This window comes from Pseudomonas ceruminis, from assembly GCF_021602025.1.
GTDB lineage: Bacteria > Pseudomonadota > Gammaproteobacteria > Pseudomonadales > Pseudomonadaceae > Aquipseudomonas > Aquipseudomonas ceruminis.
Genome location: NZ_BQHW01000006.1, coordinates 152,754 through 169,484, shown reverse-complemented (window position 1 = coordinate 169,484; position 16,731 = coordinate 152,754). Strand labels below are relative to the sequence as shown.

18 protein-coding genes and 1 other RNA gene are annotated in these 16,731 nt (G+C 61.9%); 5 read left to right on the top strand and 14 right to left on the bottom strand.

Going from position 1 to position 16,731, the window contains the following annotated elements:
* Positions 1-2: 2 nt before the first annotated feature.
* From mraY to rsmI, 9 genes are all read right to left on the bottom strand, one after another.
* Positions 3-1,085: a phospho-N-acetylmuramoyl-pentapeptide-transferase gene (gene mraY / locus L6D80_RS09845; protein WP_054899263.1), complete on the bottom strand. Its 1,083-nt coding sequence runs from the start codon at positions 1,083-1,085 to the stop codon at positions 3-5.
* On the bottom strand, positions 1,085-2,452 hold the full coding sequence (locus tag L6D80_RS09840; RefSeq protein WP_176514886.1) for a UDP-N-acetylmuramoyl-tripeptide--D-alanyl-D-alanine ligase: 1,368 nt from the start codon (positions 2,450-2,452) through the stop codon (positions 1,085-1,087). Before L6D80_RS09840 ends, mraY begins: the two co-directional genes overlap by 1 nt.
* Positions 2,445-3,935, bottom strand: a complete 1,491-nt coding sequence (locus L6D80_RS09835; protein ID WP_371263282.1) for a UDP-N-acetylmuramoyl-L-alanyl-D-glutamate--2,6-diaminopimelate ligase — start codon at positions 3,933-3,935, stop codon at positions 2,445-2,447. Before L6D80_RS09835 ends, L6D80_RS09840 begins: the two co-directional genes overlap by 8 nt.
* Complete coding sequence (locus L6D80_RS09830; protein WP_176514913.1) at positions 3,932-5,665, bottom strand: peptidoglycan D,D-transpeptidase FtsI family protein; 1,734 nt, start codon at positions 5,663-5,665, stop codon at positions 3,932-3,934. The genes L6D80_RS09835 and L6D80_RS09830 overlap by 4 nt, the downstream gene beginning before the upstream one ends.
* Positions 5,665-5,958, bottom strand: coding sequence for a cell division protein FtsL (ftsL, locus tag L6D80_RS09825; protein WP_054899260.1), 294 nt, complete (start codon positions 5,956-5,958; stop codon positions 5,665-5,667). The genes L6D80_RS09830 and ftsL overlap by 1 nt, the downstream gene beginning before the upstream one ends.
* Entirely contained in the window at positions 5,955-6,902 is a 948-nt protein-coding gene (gene rsmH, locus L6D80_RS09820) for a 16S rRNA (cytosine(1402)-N(4))-methyltransferase RsmH (protein ID WP_371419517.1), read from the bottom strand. Before rsmH ends, ftsL begins: the two co-directional genes overlap by 4 nt.
* Positions 6,899-7,354, bottom strand: a complete 456-nt coding sequence (mraZ, locus tag L6D80_RS09815) for a division/cell wall cluster transcriptional repressor MraZ (protein ID WP_016395508.1) — start codon at positions 7,352-7,354, stop codon at positions 6,899-6,901. The genes rsmH and mraZ overlap by 4 nt, the downstream gene beginning before the upstream one ends.
* A gap of 308 nt (positions 7,355-7,662) precedes the next feature.
* Positions 7,663-8,022: RNase P RNA component class A (gene rnpB, locus L6D80_RS09810), an RNA gene on the bottom strand.
* Positions 8,023-8,089: 67 nt separating this feature from the next.
* Complete coding sequence (gene rsmI / locus L6D80_RS09805; RefSeq protein ID WP_054899258.1) at positions 8,090-8,965, bottom strand: 16S rRNA (cytidine(1402)-2'-O)-methyltransferase; 876 nt, start codon at positions 8,963-8,965, stop codon at positions 8,090-8,092.
* Between the two features lie 188 nt (positions 8,966-9,153).
* On the opposite strand from rsmI, the gene L6D80_RS09800 reads away from it, so the two are divergent.
* From L6D80_RS09800 to L6D80_RS09780, 5 genes are all read left to right on the top strand, one after another.
* Entirely contained in the window at positions 9,154-10,971 is a 1,818-nt protein-coding gene (locus L6D80_RS09800; protein ID WP_176514888.1) for a penicillin-binding protein activator, read from the top strand.
* Positions 10,971-11,342: a YraN family protein gene (locus L6D80_RS09795; RefSeq protein ID WP_054899256.1), complete on the top strand. Its 372-nt coding sequence runs from the start codon at positions 10,971-10,973 to the stop codon at positions 11,340-11,342. The genes L6D80_RS09800 and L6D80_RS09795 overlap by 1 nt, the downstream gene beginning before the upstream one ends.
* 86 nt (positions 11,343-11,428) lie before the next feature.
* On the top strand, positions 11,429-12,022 hold the full coding sequence (locus tag L6D80_RS09790) for a phosphoheptose isomerase (RefSeq protein WP_012274070.1): 594 nt from the start codon (positions 11,429-11,431) through the stop codon (positions 12,020-12,022).
* On the top strand, positions 12,019-12,597 hold the full coding sequence (locus tag L6D80_RS09785) for a BON domain-containing protein (protein ID WP_054899255.1): 579 nt from the start codon (positions 12,019-12,021) through the stop codon (positions 12,595-12,597). Before L6D80_RS09790 ends, L6D80_RS09785 begins: the two co-directional genes overlap by 4 nt.
* Positions 12,598-12,700: 103 nt before the next feature.
* Positions 12,701-12,919: a YgdI/YgdR family lipoprotein gene (locus tag L6D80_RS09780; protein ID WP_176514889.1), complete on the top strand. Its 219-nt coding sequence runs from the start codon at positions 12,701-12,703 to the stop codon at positions 12,917-12,919.
* A 45-nt stretch (positions 12,920-12,964) separates the two neighbouring features.
* On the opposite strand, the gene L6D80_RS09775 is transcribed toward L6D80_RS09780, so the two are convergent.
* The 5 genes from L6D80_RS09775 to petA form a co-directional block, all read right to left on the bottom strand.
* Positions 12,965-13,396 (bottom strand): ClpXP protease specificity-enhancing factor, encoded by a 432-nt coding sequence (locus L6D80_RS09775; RefSeq protein WP_054899253.1) that lies wholly within the window; start codon positions 13,394-13,396, stop codon positions 12,965-12,967.
* 10 nt (positions 13,397-13,406) lie between these two features.
* Complete coding sequence (locus L6D80_RS09770; protein ID WP_054899252.1) at positions 13,407-14,030, bottom strand: glutathione S-transferase N-terminal domain-containing protein; 624 nt, start codon at positions 14,028-14,030, stop codon at positions 13,407-13,409.
* Between the two features lie 117 nt (positions 14,031-14,147).
* Positions 14,148-14,927 (bottom strand): cytochrome c1, encoded by a 780-nt coding sequence (locus L6D80_RS09765; RefSeq protein ID WP_054899251.1) that lies wholly within the window; start codon positions 14,925-14,927, stop codon positions 14,148-14,150.
* Positions 14,927-16,138, bottom strand: a complete 1,212-nt coding sequence (locus tag L6D80_RS09760; protein ID WP_054899250.1) for a cytochrome b — start codon at positions 16,136-16,138, stop codon at positions 14,927-14,929. Before L6D80_RS09760 ends, L6D80_RS09765 begins: the two co-directional genes overlap by 1 nt.
* Positions 16,138-16,731, bottom strand: a complete 594-nt coding sequence (gene petA / locus L6D80_RS09755) for a ubiquinol-cytochrome c reductase iron-sulfur subunit (protein ID WP_054899249.1) — start codon at positions 16,729-16,731, stop codon at positions 16,138-16,140. Before petA ends, L6D80_RS09760 begins: the two co-directional genes overlap by 1 nt.

Below are 16,731 nucleotides of genomic sequence, written 5' to 3'. Positions count from 1 at the left end.
GTCTACCTCAGTTTCAGGGTTGCAAGGCCGATCAGCACCAGAATCACGGTGATGATCCAGAAACGGACGATCACCCGTGGCTCAGGCCAACCCTTGAGTTCAAAGTGGTGGTGAATCGGCGCCATGCGGAACACGCGCTTGCCGGTCAACTTGAAGGAGGCGACCTGGATCACCACCGACAGGGTTTCCACCACGAAGATGCCCCCCATGATGAACAGCACGATTTCCTGGCGCACGATCACGGCGATGGTGCCCAGCGCAGCGCCCAGCGCCAGCGCGCCGACGTCACCCATGAACACCTGGGCCGGATAGGTGTTGAACCACAGGAAGCCAAGGCCTGCGCCGATCAGCGCGCCGCAGAACACGATCAGCTCGCCCGAGCCCGGCACGTAGGGGATCAGCAGGTATTCAGCGAATTTCACGTTACCCGACAGGTAGCAGAAAATGCCCAGGGCACCGCCGACCATCACCGTGGGCATGATCGCCAAGCCGTCGAGGCCATCGGTCAGGTTGACCGCATTGCTGGAGCCAACGATGACGAAGTACGTGAGGACTACGAAACCAACGCCCAGTGGGATGGTGACATCCTTGATGAACGGCACGATCAACGTGGTTTCGACGCTGGTCGGCGCCGTCATGTACAGGAATACTGCCGCCCCCAGGCCAAACACGGACTGCCAGAAGTACTTCCAGCGGCTCGGCAGGCCACGTGAGTTCTTTTCAATGACCTTGCGGTAGTCATCCACCCAGCCGATGGCGCCGAACAGCAGGGTCACGATCAGCACCACCCACACGTAGCGGTTGGACAGGTCTGCCCACAGCAGGGTGCTGACGCCAATGGCAGACAGGATCAGGGCGCCACCCATGGTCGGGGTGCCGGATTTGGACAGGTGCGATTGCGGGCCGTCATTACGAACGGCCTGACCGATCTGGCGGATCTGCAGGGTACGGATCATCCACGGGCCCAGCCACAGCGCCAGCGACAACGCGGTCAGTACACCAAGGATCCCGCGCAGGGACAGGTACTGGAAGACCGCGAAGCCTTTGTGGAACTGTTGCAGATACTCAGCCAACAGCAGCAGCATTAATGTTTCTCCCCGCTGGCACCGCACAATGCCGCCACGACGTTTTCCATCGCAGCGCTGCGCGAGCCCTTGATCAAAATAGTGGTATTGCTGGCAGTCTCGGCACGAACGGCGTCGATCAGCTCAGCTTGAGTCGCGAAATGACGGCCATTGGCGCCAAACGCCTTGACCGCATGTATCATGTTGGAACCTACCGCATACAGGGCATCGACCTTGCCGCGTGCGTAATCGCCTACCTGACGGTGGCCTTCTTCCGCCCACTGGCCCAATTCGCCGATATCCCCCAGCACCAGGACGTTGCGCCCGGAAAAGCCGGCGAGTATATCAATGGCGGCGCACATCGAGGTGGGATTTGCGTTGTAACTGTCATCGATCACGCGCACGCCGTTGGGCGCGACTTGCGCCACAGTGCGACCCTTGACCGGTTGTACTGCGTTCAGCCCGGCGGCGATCCCGCTCAGGCTCAGACCAACGGCATGCGCCGCTGCTGCGGCGGCCAGCGCGTTGCTGACGTTATGCTCGCCCAGTACATTGAGCTGCACGGCCACCGATTCACCGGCGCCATTGAGCGTGAAGGACGGGCAGCCACGGGCATCACGGTCGATGCCGGTGGCGTAGAAGTCGGCTTGCGGGTTGCTGCGGGCGAAGCTGATGACGCGGTGCGCGCCGGCCCGCGCCTTCCAGATGGAGAAGGCTTTGTCGTCCAGGTTGAGAATGGCCGTGCCACCCTCGCCCAGCCCTTCGAGGATTTCGCCCTTGGCCTCGACGATTTTTTCCGGCCCGCCGAACTCGCCGACATGGGCGGTACCGGCGTTATTGATGATCACCACCTGCGGTTGGGTCAGGCCGACCGTGTAGCGGATTTCGCCAATGCGCGAAGCGCCCAGTTCAATCACCGCAGCGCTGTGCTCGGGGGCGATTTCCAGCAGGGTCAGCGGTGCGCCGAGGTCGTTGTTGAGGTTGCCACGGGTGGCGTGCACCGGGCCACGGGTGCGCAGGATGCAGGCGAGCATCTCTTTTACCGTGGTCTTGCCGCTGGAACCCGTGATAGCGACCACCGGTTTGTCGTAGCCAGCGCGGTTCAGGGCGCCGAGTTGGCCGAGGGCCAGACGACTGTCGGCGACGACCAACTGCGGCAAGTCGACATCGACCACTTCACGCTCCACCAGCGCGGCGACAGCCCCCTTGGCCTTCACGTCGGCCAGGTAATCGTGGCCATCGAAACGCGGCCCCGCGAGTGCGACGAACAGTTGCCCGGCAGCGACGCTACGGCTGTCGATGCTGACACCCGTGAAGCTGGCGTCGGCACCGACCTGTCGAGCACCCAGTGCTGTGGTCAGCTGGCTGAGTGTCATGGGCTTAAGCATGTGGAGCCTCCCAGGCTGCAAGTGCCTTTTCGGCTTCGATCAGGTCGGAGAAGGCATGGCGTTCGCCATGGATCTCCTGGTAATCCTCATGGCCCTTGCCGGCCAGGACGATGACGTCGTTGGCGGCGGCGCAGGCAATCAGGTGCGCGATGGCTTCGCCACGGCCGGCGACGAACTCGACGTCGAGGGGCTTGGTGAAGCCGGGACGGATGTCATCGAAGATACCCAGCGGGTCTTCGGTGCGCGGGTTATCGTCGGTGACCAGCACGCGGTCGGCCAGGCGCTCGGCCACTTGAGCCATCAACGGGCGCTTGCCGCGATCACGGTCACCGCCACAGCCGAACAGGCACAGCAGTTGGCCGTGAGCATGCGGGCGCAGAGCTTCGAGTACCTTCTCCAGCGCATCTGGGGTGTGGGCGTAATCCACCACCACCAGCGGCTTGTCCCCGCCACCCAGGCGCTGCATGCGGCCAACCGGGCCTTGCAGTTGCGAGGTGACCTTGAGGATTTCGTCCAGCGAATAGTCCAGGGCCAGCAGCGTTGCCACGGCCGCGAGCATGTTGCTCAGGTTGAAGCGGCCGAGCAGCTGGCTGCGCAAGGTACGTTCGCCCTGGGCTGTGACGAGGGTGGCGCGCACGCCATCGTCATCGAAGCTGGCGTCACGGCAGTACAGGGAGGCGTCCGGGTTTTCCAGGCTATAGCTGAGCAACCGGCTTTCGACATGGTCGGCGCTGGGGCGACGGGCGAAGTCGGCTGCCAGGCGACGGCCGAACTCGTCATCCAGGTTCACCACCTGACAGCGCAGGCTCGGCCAGGCGAACAGCTTGGCCTTGGCAGCCTCGTAGGCCTGCATGCTGCCGTGATAGTCCAGATGATCGCGGGACAGATTGGTCATCACCGCGATATCGAATTCCAATGCCGCTACACGGCCCTGCTCCAAGGCATGGGAGGACACCTCCATGGCCACGGCCTTGGCACCGCCCTTTTTCAGGTCATAAAGGGTCGACTGCACTGCGATCGGGTCTGGGGTGGTCAGGCGGCCGCTCTGCAGTTCGCCATAGAAGCCGGTGCCCAGCGTGCCGATCAGGCCACAACGCTGACCGAGCGCGTCCAGGGCCTGGGCCACCAGCTGGGTGACACTGGTCTTGCCGTTGGTGCCGGTAACGCCCACCAGGTTCAGTTGACGGCTCGGCTCGCCATAGAAGCGACCGGCGATGTCCGACAGCTGGCCGATCAACCCTTTGACTGGGATCAGCGGGGCATCGGTGATCGGCAGCACGTTGGCGCCCTGCTCTTCATAAGCGACCGCGGCGGCACCACGGGCCAGGGCGTCGGCAATGTGATCGCGGCCATCGACCTTGGCCCCTGGCACGGCCAGGAACAGGTCGCCCGGACGCACGGCACGGCTGTCCAGGGTCAGTTCGCGGATCAGCGGATCACGGCTGGCGTGGGCGAAAAGCTTGCTCAATGGCATCGTCATCATCCACGCCCTCCCTTGGCGGGTACTGCATTGACTTGTTGCTGATCGGTCGACGGCGGCAGGTTGTCCGGCGGCACGTTCATCAGCCGCAGGGTGCCCGACATGACCTTGCTGAACACCGGCGCCGAGACCAGGCCACCGAAGTAGCCGCCCTTGCTTGGCTCATCGATGACCACGACGATGGCGTACCGCGGGTCGCTCATCGGGCCGAAGCCTGCGAACAGCGAGCGGTAGGCGTTTTCGGTGTAGCCCTTGGACCCAACAGTGGCCTTGCGCGCCGTACCCGACTTGCCCGCCACGTGGTAGAACGGCACCTGGGCGCGGAACACCCCGCGTGGCGCCTCGATCACCTGCTGCAGCATGCCTTGCACGGTTTCGGCGGTTTCCTTGGGGATCGCCTGGACCGACTCAGGCGCCTTGTCGACCTTGAGGATCGACAGCGGCACCATCTTGCCGTCGTTGGCCAAGGCCGCGTAGGCATGCACCAGTTGCAAGGCGGTAACCGACACGCCATAGCCATACGACAGGGTGGCCGTTTCGGCCTTGCGCCATTCGCGGTGGTTAGGCAGGTTGCCAACACGCTCGCCCGGGAAGCCAAGGCCGGTGTATTGGCCCAGGCCGACCTGGGACATGACGCGATAGATGGCCTCGCCACCGATGTCGAAGGCGATCTTGCTCATGCCGACGTTACTGGAGTTGATCAGGATACCGGTCAGGTCGAGGATCGGGCCTTCGCTCCGGGACACGTCCTTGATGGTATAGCGGCCAATCTGCAGGCTGCCCGGATACACCTCGACCTTGTCAGTCGGTTTCCAGCGACCGCTCTGCAGCGCGGCGCTCATGGAGATCGGCTTTACCGTCGAGCCCGGCTCGAAGACGTCGATGATCGCCCGGTTGCGCATCGCGGCGGGGAACATGCTGCGGCGGTTGTTGGGGTTGTAGGTCGGCTGGTTGACCATGGCCAGGACTTCACCGGTCTTGACGTCCATGATCACCAGGCTGCCAGCCTTGGCGTCCTGCTCGGCGATGGCGTTGCGCAGCTCGCGAGTGGCCAGGTATTGCAGGCGCAGGTCGATGGACAACGCCAAGGTCTTGCCGGCCTTGGCGTTCTTGGTAACCTGAATGTCCTTGATCAGCCGGCCACGCCGGTCCTTGATCACCTGCCGCTTGCCGGGCACCCCCGCCAGCCATTCATCGTAGGCCAGTTCCACCCCTTCACGCCCATGGTCGTCCAGGTCGGTGAAGCCCACCATGTGCGCGGTGACATCACCCGCCGGATAGAAGCGACGGAACTCCTCGAGGCCGTACACGCCCGGTACTTTCAAGTCGAGCACGTGCTGGCCCTGCTCCGGGGTCAGGCCACGGACCAGGTAGATGAATTCCTTGTTGGCCTGCTGGGTAAGGCGCTCGGTCAACTGCTGGGCGTTCTGCCCGAGCGCAGCAGCCAGTTGTGGCCAACGCTCCCGGGAGGCTTGCATCTCCTTGGGGTTGGCCCACAGCGTGGTGACTGGCGTACTGACGGCCAGGGGCTCACCGTTGCGGTCGGTGATCAGGCCGCGGTGTGCCGGAATGGGAATGTGGCGCAGGCTACGGGCATCGCCCTGCCCTTTGAGGAAGTCACGGTCCACCACCTGCAGGTCGACGATACGCCAGCAGATGGCACCGACCATCACGGCCAGCAGGCCGATCACCACGCGGAAGCGCCAAGGGTAGAGTGCGCCTTCGAGCTTCATCATGGCGCCACCATCCGCACTTCGTCTGCCGCAGGCACACGCATCTTCAACTGCTCGGAGGCCAGGTTCTCGATGCGGCTGGAGGCAGTCCACGTGCTCTGTTCGAGAATCAGCCTGCCCCACTCGGCCTGGGCCTTGTCGCGCTCGTTCAACTCACCGTACAGGGTGTTGAGCAATTGGCGATTCCAGTGGGCGCTGTACGATACCGCGATGGCCGAAACGAGCACACCGACAAACAGCAGAAGCATCAGGAAGCTTCCGCCTGGCAAAGGTTTGGCAAACAGCCGGCTCACCGAAGCTTCTCCGCCACACGCATCACGGCGCTGCGCGACCGCGGGTTGGCTTTGAGTTCTGCCTCAGAGGCGAACTGGGCCTTGCCGATGAGCTTGATCTTCGGCTCGAAGACCTTGTGCTGCACCGGCAGGTTGCGCGGCAGGTTATCGGCCTCGCCCTTGACCAGCTTGCGCATGAACAGTTTGACGATGCGGTCTTCGAGTGAGTGGAAACTGATCACCGCCAGGCGACCGCCGATTTCCAGGGCCTGGAGTGCAGCCTCAAGGCCCGCCTCGAGGTCACCCAGCTCGTTGTTGACGTGGATGCGCAGGCCCTGGAAGGCGCGGGTCGCCGGGTTCTTACCCTTTTCCCACGCCGGGTTGGCAACCTTGAGCACGTCGGCCAGGTCGGCGGTGCGGGTGAACGGCTGTTTTTCGCGGCGTTCGACCACCGCACGCGCCATGCGCCCGGCAAAGCGTTCCTCGCCATACTCCTTGAAAACGCGGGCAATTTCTTCCACCGGCGCGGTGGCGATGAACTCGGCGGCGCTGATGCCCTGGTCGGGGTTCATGCGCATGTCCAGCGGGCCGTCATTGAGGAAACTGAAGCCGCGCTCCGGGTCGTCCAGCTGTGGCGAGGAAACCCCCAGGTCAAGCAGGATACCGCTGACCTTGCCGGCCAGGCCGCGCTCGGCCACCTCGGCCCCCAGCTCGGCAAAGCTGCGTTGCACAATGACAAAGCGGCCGTCTTCGGCCGCCAGCGCTTGCCCGGTGGCAATCGCTTGAGGATCTTTATCGAAGCCCAGCAGCCGCCCTTGCGGCCCGAGCTTGCTGAGAATCAGGCGGCTATGGCCACCTCGCCCGAAGGTACCGTCCAGATAGCAACCGTCGGCGCGCAGGGCCAATGCCTCGACAGCTTCGTCGAGCAGGACGGTGATGTGGTTGAAGCCGCTATCTATGGTCACAGGATCAGGTCACGCAAATCGTCGGGCATAGCGCCCGGTTGTTGGATAGCTGCGAGGTCGGCTGCCGAAACCACGTTCCAGGCATCCTCATCCCACAGCTGGAATTTGTTCAGTTGCCCCACCAGCATCGCCTTCTTGTCCAGCTTGGCGTACTCCCGCAGGCGGGGCGGTACCAGGAAACGCCCACTGCCATCGAGCTCCAGGTCAACCGCGTTACCGATCAGCAAACGCTGCAGGCGGCGGTTTTCCTCACGCAACGACGGCAAGGCGCGCAACTTGGCTTCAATCTGCTCCCACTCATCGAGGGGATAAACACACAAGCAGGGGTCTACCGCGTCGATGGTCACGATCAGTTGACCATTGCAACGCGAATCGAGCTCGTCACGGTACCGGCTCGGCATGGCGAGACGGCCCTTGGCATCGAGGCTGACGGCGTTGGCTCCGCGGAACACGGCTGCGATTCCCCACAATGTTAGCTTTTTTGTGTCAGAAAACCCACTTCATCCCACTTTCTGCCACTTGCGCACACTATAGGAATCCGCCCGCCGCACCGTCAAGGCACGTTCATAAGGAAAACCCTTACAGGACCGAGATTTAGCGCAATATAGGAAGGAGGAAGGAGTACCAGCAGATGAAAAAAACGTGAAAAATCAAACCCACTCAAACGAATGCCGTTCGAAGTTAAAGTAAATTATTAAGAGTAAGATTTTTTCGGTATTACCAAGAAGGATCTGCTATCGATTGAGCAGGAGGGAGAGAGGTGGAGAGTCGATCTGTAAGCCGGGTTTTGTCGAGGACAGTCATTCCTCTACGACGGCCATCACTGGACGCCTCTAGCAACCTACCCGGTTCCGACGCGGGCCACGCCTGATGGAACCCTATTTGGTCTTGCTCCGAGTGGGGTTTACCTAGCCACGAACTGTTGCCAGCCGTGCGGTGCGCTCTTACCGCACCTTTTCACCCTTACCGGCACCGAAGTGCTTAGGCGGTTATTTTCTGTGGCACTTTCCGTAGGCTCGCGCCTCCCAGGCGTTACCTGGCACTCTGCCCTATGGAGCCCGGACTTTCCTCCCCCCTCTTTTGCGGAACAAAAGAAGGCAGCGACTGTCCGATCGACTCTCCGCCGACAAGGTTAACGGCAGGCGCGCCCGAGAACAAGTGATTGCGCAAATTATATCAAATAGCCACTACTGTGCTTTCTGCTTGTCCAACGCCAGTTGATACAACAGGTTCTTGCGAACACCCGTAATTTCAGACGCCAATGCAGCCGCACGTTTGAGTGGCAATTCGGCAAGCAACAAGTCCAGTACACGCTGGGCGTCGGCGCTGATGCCCTCTTCGCCCTCTGGCGCGCTCCAGCCGCCTACCAGTACCACGCACTCACCGCGCTGCTGATTGCTGTCTGCGGCCACGAATGCCTGCAGTTCACCGAGCGGTAAGCCCTTGAGCGTTTCGAAAGTCTTGGTCAGTTCGCGGGCGAGCAGCGCCGGGCGCTCGGCGCCAAATACCAGCGCCATGTCCTCAAGGCACTCGAGGATACGATGAGGCGCCTCATAGAAGATGAGCGTGCGCGGCTCTTCCTTTACCTGTTCCAGGCGCGCGCGACGCCCCGCAGCCTTGGCAGGCAGGAAACCCTCGAAAATGAAGCGGTCTGAGGGCAAGCCTGCAGCGGACAGCGCGGCGATCAAAGCGCACGCGCCCGGCACGGGCACTACCTGCACGCCCGCGGCCCGCGCCTGACGCACCAGGTGGTAGCCGGGATCGGAAATCAATGGCGTACCGGCATCGGACACCAACGCCACATCCTCACCGGCCAGCAGCTTGGTAATGAAGCGCCCGCCTTCGTCGCGCTCGTTGTGCTCGTGGCATGCGGCCAATGGTGTGTCGATACCGAAATGTTGCAGCAGACGAATAGAATGCCGGGTGTCCTCGGCGGCGATCAGGGCGACATCCGCCAGCACCTTCAATGCCCTGGCGCTCATGTCGTCAAGGTTGCCGATGGGGGTAGCGACCACATAGAGCGTCCCCACGGTAGATTTCGAAGCCCCTGCCACGTCTGTCACTGCGCACACCTGTCTTTCGGATCAAAGGCGCCATTGTAGCCCGAGCGCCGGTAACAGGGCGCAAAGAACTTCGCCCGCAGCCCGCACCGAGCCACCTATAGTTAAGGTTCTGCATCACGCAAGATCGCGCCCCGGCCACCGCTTCGGTACAATTGCCGGCCAACTTGATCGAGTAACAGGACCTTTACATGATCGCTTGCCTGCGGCTGTTCACAGCCCTCTGCCTCGCCGCCCTGCTGGCAGCCTGCGCCAGCTCGCCCTCATCCAGCCTGGGCGAACTGCCACGCACCCCGGACGCCAGCATCGAGCAACTGCTCGAAAAGGCAGCCAACAGCAAGTCCTCAGAGGAGGCAGCCCTGTTGCGCCTGAGCGCTGCCGACCTGGCTTACAAGCAGAAGGATTACCCGCGCGCCGCACGCATTCTCGAGCAAGTGCCGATGGACACGCTCAAACCCGCCCAGCAGATCTTCGCCGCAACCCTAGGCGCGGAACTGGCGATGAGCCGCAATCAGCCCAAAGCGGCACTCGCTGCCCTCTCCCACCCTAGCCTGCAACACATCGCCGAACTGCCGGAGGAGCAACAGGTCCGCACCTACAGCGTGCATGCCGCCGCGTTCGAGGCGGACGGCCAGGCCATGGCCGCCGCCCAGCAGCGCATCCTGCTCGCCCCCCTGCTCAGCGGCCAGGCTGCCAGCGCCAACAATGACGCTATCTGGGCGCTGGTTGCCGCGCTGCCGGCAGATCAACTGCAGCAGCCTGCCGGCAACGAAACCCTGGCTGGCTGGACCAGCCTGGCTTTGGCCGTGAAAAGCGCTGGCACCCTGGAGCAGCAGCAGGCGGCCATCGATACCTGGCGCAAACAGCACCCTGACCACCCGGCCGCCAAGCAATTGCCACTGGCGCTGACAAAGCTCAAGGAACTGGCTAGCCAGCCGCTGACCAAGATCGGCCTGCTGCTGCCTCAGGAAGGCCCGCTGGCTGGCGTCGCCCGCGCGCTGCGCGACGGCTTCATGGCCGCCCACTTCCAGGCCCAGCAAGCCGGTCAGCAAGCTCCGGCGGTACAGGTGTATGACAGCTCGCGCATCGGCTCGCTCGACGATTTCTATCGCCAGGCCCAGGCCGACGGCGTCCAGCTGGTGGTCGGCCCGCTGGAAAAACCGCTGGTGAAAAAACTCGCGGCCAATGCGCAACTGCCCATCACCACCCTTGCCCTGAACTACGCCGATGCCGGCCAGAAAGCCCCGCCTCAGCTGTTCCAGTTCGGCCTCGCCGCCGAGGACGAGGCCCGCGAAGTTGCACGGCGCGCCCGCGCCGACGGCATGGTCCGCGCCGTGGCCCTGGTACCGAGCGGTGAATGGGGCGATCGCGTGCTCGCCGCCTTCCGCCAGGATTGGGAAGGCAATGGCGGCACCGTCCTTGCTGCCGAGCGCATCGCCCAACCGGTCGCCCTCGCCCAGCAGATCGCCAACCTGTTCCAACTGCGCCAGAGCGAGGGCCGCGCGCAGAGCCTGCAAAGCACCGTAGGCGGCACCCTTGCCGCGCAGCCATCGCGCCGCCAGGACATCGATTTCATCTTCCTTGCCTCGACCCCGCAACAGGCGCAGCAGATCAAGCCGACCCTGAACTTCCAGTACGCCGGTGACGTACCGGTCTACGCCACCTCGAACCTGTACAGCGCCAGCGGTGACGTCAACCAGTACAACGACATGAACGGCATCCGCTTCTGCGAGACCCCCTGGCTGCTCGACACCACCAACAGCCTGCGCCAGCAGGTAGTGCAGCAGTGGCCGCAAGCTGCCGGCAGCCTCGGCCGCCTGTATGCCATGGGCGTCGACGCCTACAGCCTGGCACCGCGCCTGGGCCAACTCAAAGCATTGCCGGACAACCGCGTGCAAGGCCTTTCCGGCAGCCTGAGCATGAACCCCAGCCAGCGCATCGAACGTCAGTTGCCGTGGGCGGAATTCTCCGGCGGCCAGGTCAAGCGCCTGCCGGATACCGCCCGCTGATGCCTGAAGCATCGCCCTGCAGCGCCGGTCAGGCCGCAGAAAACCATGCCCTTGAGTACCTTCAGGGGCATGGCTTGCAGCTGCTGGCGCGTAACTGGCGATGCAAAGGTGGCGAGCTTGATCTGGTCATGCTCGACGCCGATACAGTAGTATTCGTCGAAGTCCGCTACCGGCTGCACGCGGCCTTCGGCGGCGCCCTCGACAGTATCGACGGACGCAAGCAGAAGCGCCTGGTGCTAGCCGCCAGCCTGTTCCTGCAGAAGGAGTCCCGCTGGGCCAATTACCCATGCCGCTTCGACGTTGTCGCCCTGCAGGGCAGCCAGCATGCAGGCCGACCGCTTCAATGGCTGAAAAACGCCTTCGAATGCTGAACCCACTTCGATTTTTTTGCTCTATGTATCGCGGGCTGGTCCCTGTTGCGCGTTGCGCCGGCCACCGCCCCACTTAAGGTCACCAGATGGACATGCAATCCCGAATTCGCCGGCTGTTCCAGGCCAGCATCGACACCAAGCAACAGGCAATGGACATCCTGGCACCGCACATCGAGCAGGCCAGCCTGGTCATGGTCAATGCGCTGCTCAACGAGGGCAAGATGCTCGCCTGCGGCAACGGCGGCTCCGCCGGCGATGCCCAGCATTTCTCTTCGGAGCTGCTCAACCGCTTCGAGCGCGAGCGCCCGAGCCTGCCGGCAATCGCCTTGACCACCGACAGCTCGACGCTCACCTCGATCGCCAACGACTACAGCTACAACGAGGTTTTCTCCAAGCAGATTCGCGCCCTGGGCCAGCCCGGCGATGTACTGCTGGCGATTTCGACCAGCGGCAATTCGGCCAACGTGATTCAAGCGATCCAGGCGGCACATGATCGCGAAATGATTGTCGTAGCATTGACCGGACGTGACGGCGGCGGTATGGCTTCGCTGCTGCTGCCCGAAGACGTGGAAATCCGCGTACCGTCGACGGTCACCGCTCGTATCCAGGAAGTCCACCTGCTGGCGATCCACTGCCTGTGCGATCTGATCGACAGCCAACTGTTCGGGAGTGAAGAATGATCCCCAAGCGCCTCGGCCTGATGGCCTTGACCCTGTGCCTGAGCGTTACCGGTTGCAGCTCGGTACTGACCTCGACCCGCAATTCACCGATCGAGGACGATCGTGGCACACGCACCATCGGCAGCAAGATCGACGACTCGCTGATCGAAACCAAGGCGGCGGTCAATATCGCCAAGGCCAACCCTGATCTGGACAAGGGTTCGCATATTGTCGTCAGCAGCTACAACGGCATCGTCCTGCTCGCCGGGCAAACCCCGCGCGCCGACCTCAAGAGCCTGGCCGAACAGACCGCCAGCCAGGTACAGCGGGTGAAGAAGGTGCATAACGAGCTGCAGGTCATGCAGCCCTCCTCCATCCTCGCACGCAACAACGACGCCTGGCTGACCACCAAGATCAAGGCGCAGATGCTGACCGACAATGCCGTGCCCAGCTCACGCATCAAGGTAATCACCGAGAACGGTATCGTCTACCTGCTCGGCCTGGTGACACAGCAGGAAGCCAACTCCGCCACCGCCGTAGTTCAGGGTGTGTCTGGCGTGCAGAAGATCGTCAAACTGTTCGAATACATCGACTGATTCGAGTGATGGCCGTACTGGCATGCTCATGGCCTAGACCGCGAATGGGCCAGTACAGGCCTCACCCACAGCTCCACCCTTTCAGAACCTCAGGAAACATCGCATGAAAAAGCTTCTGCTGCCTGCGCTGCTCGCCGGCGCCTTCGCTACTTTGGCCGGCTGCTCCACTCCAAGCCTGATCACCCTTAACGATGGCCGCGAAATCCAGGCTGTCGACGCACCGCACTTCGAGAAAAAAACCGGCTTCTACGAATTCCAGCAGCTTGATGGCAAACGCACCCGCATCAATAAAGACCAGGTGCGCAGCATCAGCGACCTGTAATTTCAGGCCCGCAAAAAAAGGCGACCCTTGCAGGTCGCCTTTTTTTTACTTGACCACTTTCAGGCTCGGTCGGCCACTTGGACGCGGCGGCTGGCCGCCCCCTTCGGGCGGACCATTGTCATCAGGCTCTAGGCCTTCTTCCTCCAGCTCTTCGCCTTCTGCCAACGGCGGCTCAAGCTCGAAGACCATACCCTGGCCATTCTCGCGGGCGTAAATGCCGAGAATGGCACCTACCGGTACGAACAACGAATGGGCGACGCCACTGAAGCGGCCCTCGAAGCTCACCGCGTCGTTGTCCATGTGCAGGCTGCGCACGGCACTGGGGGAAATATTCAGGACGATCTGGCCATCACTGGCGAAACCTTGCGGCACCTGGACTGCCGGGAACTCGGCGTTGACCAGCATATGGGGCGTGCAATCGTTGTCGACGATCCACTCGTACAGTGCTCGAACCAGATAGGGGCGACTGGAGTTCATCAACGGCTCCTTAAAGCTTGCGCATTTCACGTTCAACGGAGGACAGGCTTGCCAGAAACGGCTCGCGGGTGAACTGTCGCTCCATGTAATCCAGCAGCGGCTTGGCCTGCCGCGGCAATTCGATACCCATGACCGGCAAACGCCAGAGTATGGGCAATAGACAACAATCAACCAGGCTTTGCTCATCGCTCATGAAGCAGGCGAATTCGTTGAACAATGGCGAGACGCCGGTCAGGCTCTCGCGCAGTGCCTTGCGCGCCTCGGCACGCGCGGCATCACTGCTGCGCGGGTCGAGCACGGTATCCGCCAACGAACACCAGTCACGCTGGATCCGATGCACCAGCAAGCGGCTGTTGCCACGTGCTACCGGATAAACCGGCATCAGTGGCGGATGTGGGTAACGCTCCTCGAGGTATTCCATCACCACGGTCGACTCATACAACGCCAGGTCACGATCGACCAGGGTCGGCACGCTGCCGTAAGGGTTCACTTCAACCAGTTTGGGTGGCAGGCGATTAGGATCGACATCGATGACCTGCACGCTGATACCTTTCTCGGCGAGAACCAGGCGTACCCGATGAGAATAATGGTCAGCGGGGTCGGAATAGCAGGCTAACCTGTTGGTCGCGCCCATGTAGCGCCTCCTCGCAAGGGATGCTTGTGAAACTGTAAATGAAAACGCGCCCGGGGCACCCTAGCAAGATCGCTAGGGTGCCCCGGGCGCGTTCAACAACCAGAAACTACTGCGTGATCAGTGCACGTCCTTCCAGTATTCGCGCTTGAGCAAGTAGGCAAATATGAAGAAGAAAGCCAGGTACAGCAACACATAGGTACCGATGCGCTGGCTTTCCAGTTTGACCGGGTTGGCCGAATAGGCCAGGAAGGTCACCAGGTTCTTGACCTTCTCGTCGAACTGCTCGGCCGTCAGGGTACCGGAATTCGGCGTGATGGTCAGCTGGTCGCAGGCCTCATGCGTCAGCGGGCTGCCAGTCAAAGGGTCGAATTGCTTCTTGCCATCGACCACCATCTGCACCTGCTTGCAACCAATGACCTGGTTGCCTTGCAGGCCAACCAGCACGTTGGGCATGCCAACGTTCGGGAACACCTTGTTATTCACCCCATAAGGGCGCGACGGGTCCTCGTAGAAGCTGCGCAGGTAGGTGTACAGCCAATCGGTGCCGCGCACGCGGGCGACCAAGGTCAAGTCAGGAGGCGCAGCACCGAACCAGGTCTTGGCATCACTGGGCTTCATGCCGATGTTCATGTGGTCCCCGATCTTGGCACCCGTGAACACAAGGTTCTCGAGCATCAGCTCATGGGGGATGCCCAGGTCATCTGCAACACGCTCGTAACGCTGGAACTTGGCGCTGTGGCAGCCCATGCAATAGTTGGCAAAGGTCCGCGCCCCATCCTGCATGCCCGCCTTGTCGGTGAGGTCGATATCGACTTTGTCCAGCTCCTGGCCATGTTCGGCCGCGAAGGAAAAGGCAGGCATCACTGCCAGCAAAAATACTGCAATCAACTTTTTCATCAGCCAGTCACCCTTTCCGGAACCGGTTTGGTCTTCTCAAGCCTTGTGTAGAACGGCATCAGCAGGAAGTAGGCGAAGTACAACACCGTGCACACCTGCGACAACAAGGTGCGCCCAGGCGTAGGTGCCAGTACCCCCAGAACACCGAGGATGATGAAGGCTATGCAGAACACCAGCAGGAAGACCTTGCTGAGCCAACCCTTGTAGCGCATCGAGCGCACCGGGCTGCGGTCGAGCCATGGCAACACGAACAGCACCGCGATCGCAGCACCCATGGCGATTACGCCGAACAGCTTGTCGGGCACGGCACGCAAGATCGCGTAGAACGGCGTGAAGTACCAGACCGGCGCAATATGCTCAGGCGTCTTGAACGCGTTAGCCTGCTCGAAGTTGGGTTTTTCCAGGAAGTAACCGCCCATTTCCGGGAAGAAGAACACCACCGCGCAGAACACGAAGAGGAACACCACCACGCCGACAATGTCTTTGACGGTGTAGTACGGGTGGAACGGAATACCGTCGAGTGGGATGCCGTTTTCATCCTTTTTCTTCTTGATGTCGACGCCATCCGGGTTGTTCGAACCCACCTCGTGCAAGGCCAGGATGTGCAGCACGACCAGGCCGAGGATCACGATGGGCAGGGCCACGACGTGCAGTGCGAAGAAGCGGTTCAGGGTAATGCCCGAAATCAGGTAGTCGCCACGAATCCACTGGGTCAGGTCATCGCCAATCACCGGAATGGCACCGAACAGCGAGATGATCACCTGTGCCCCCCAGTACGACATCTGCCCCCAAGGCAGCAGATAACCCATGAAGGCCTCAGCCATCAGTGCCAGGTAGATCAGCATGCCGAACAGCCACACCAGTTCGCGCGGCTTCTGGTAGGAGCCGTAGAGCAACCCACGGAACATGTGCAGGTAAACCACGATGAAGAATGCCGAAGCACCGGTGGAGTGCAGGTAGCGCAGAATCCAGCCGTACTCCACATCACGCATGATGTACTCGACCGAGGCGAAGGCCTCTTCTGCCGAAGGCGTGAAGCTCATGGTCAACCACACGCCGGTGACGATCTGGTTCACCAGTACCAGCAGGGCGAGGGAGCCAAAGAAATACAGGAAGTTGAAGTTCTTGGGCGCGTAATACTTGCTGAGGTGGTCTTCCCACATTTTGGTGGCGGGGAAGCGAGCGTCAATCCAGTCCATGAACTTGCTCATCATGCTTTCTCCTGGTCGACGCCGATGACAATGATGTCATCCGACTCATAAGAGTGCGGCGGCACTGGCAGGTTGAGAGGCGCCGGCTGAGACTTGTAGACGCGCCCGGCCAGGTCGTAGTGTGAGCCGTGACACGGGCAGAAATAGCCACCCACCCATTTGGGGCCAAGGTCGGCAGGTGCGACCTCCGGGCGGAAGGTCGGCGAGCACCCAAGGTGCGTACAGAGGCCGACGAGAATGAGGATTTCCGGCTTGATCGAACGAACCTCAGGGTCGACGTAGGTCGGTTGTACCGACGCTTTCGATTCTGGGTCGGAGAGCTCTGCGGTGAGTTTCTTGAGGTTACCGAGGATTTCGTCCGTTCGCCGCACGATAAACACAGGTTGGCCGCGCCACTCAGCGACCATCTGCTGCCCAGGCTCGACCTTGGCAATGTTGACCTTCACCGGTGCACCAGCGGCTTTCGCCTTGGCACTGGGAAACCATGACCCCACGAACGGTACCGCAGCCCCCACTGCCCCCGCCGCCCCGACCACGGATGTCGCGGCTACGAGGAAGCGGCGCCGGCCTGCGTTGACGCCGTCATTGCTCAT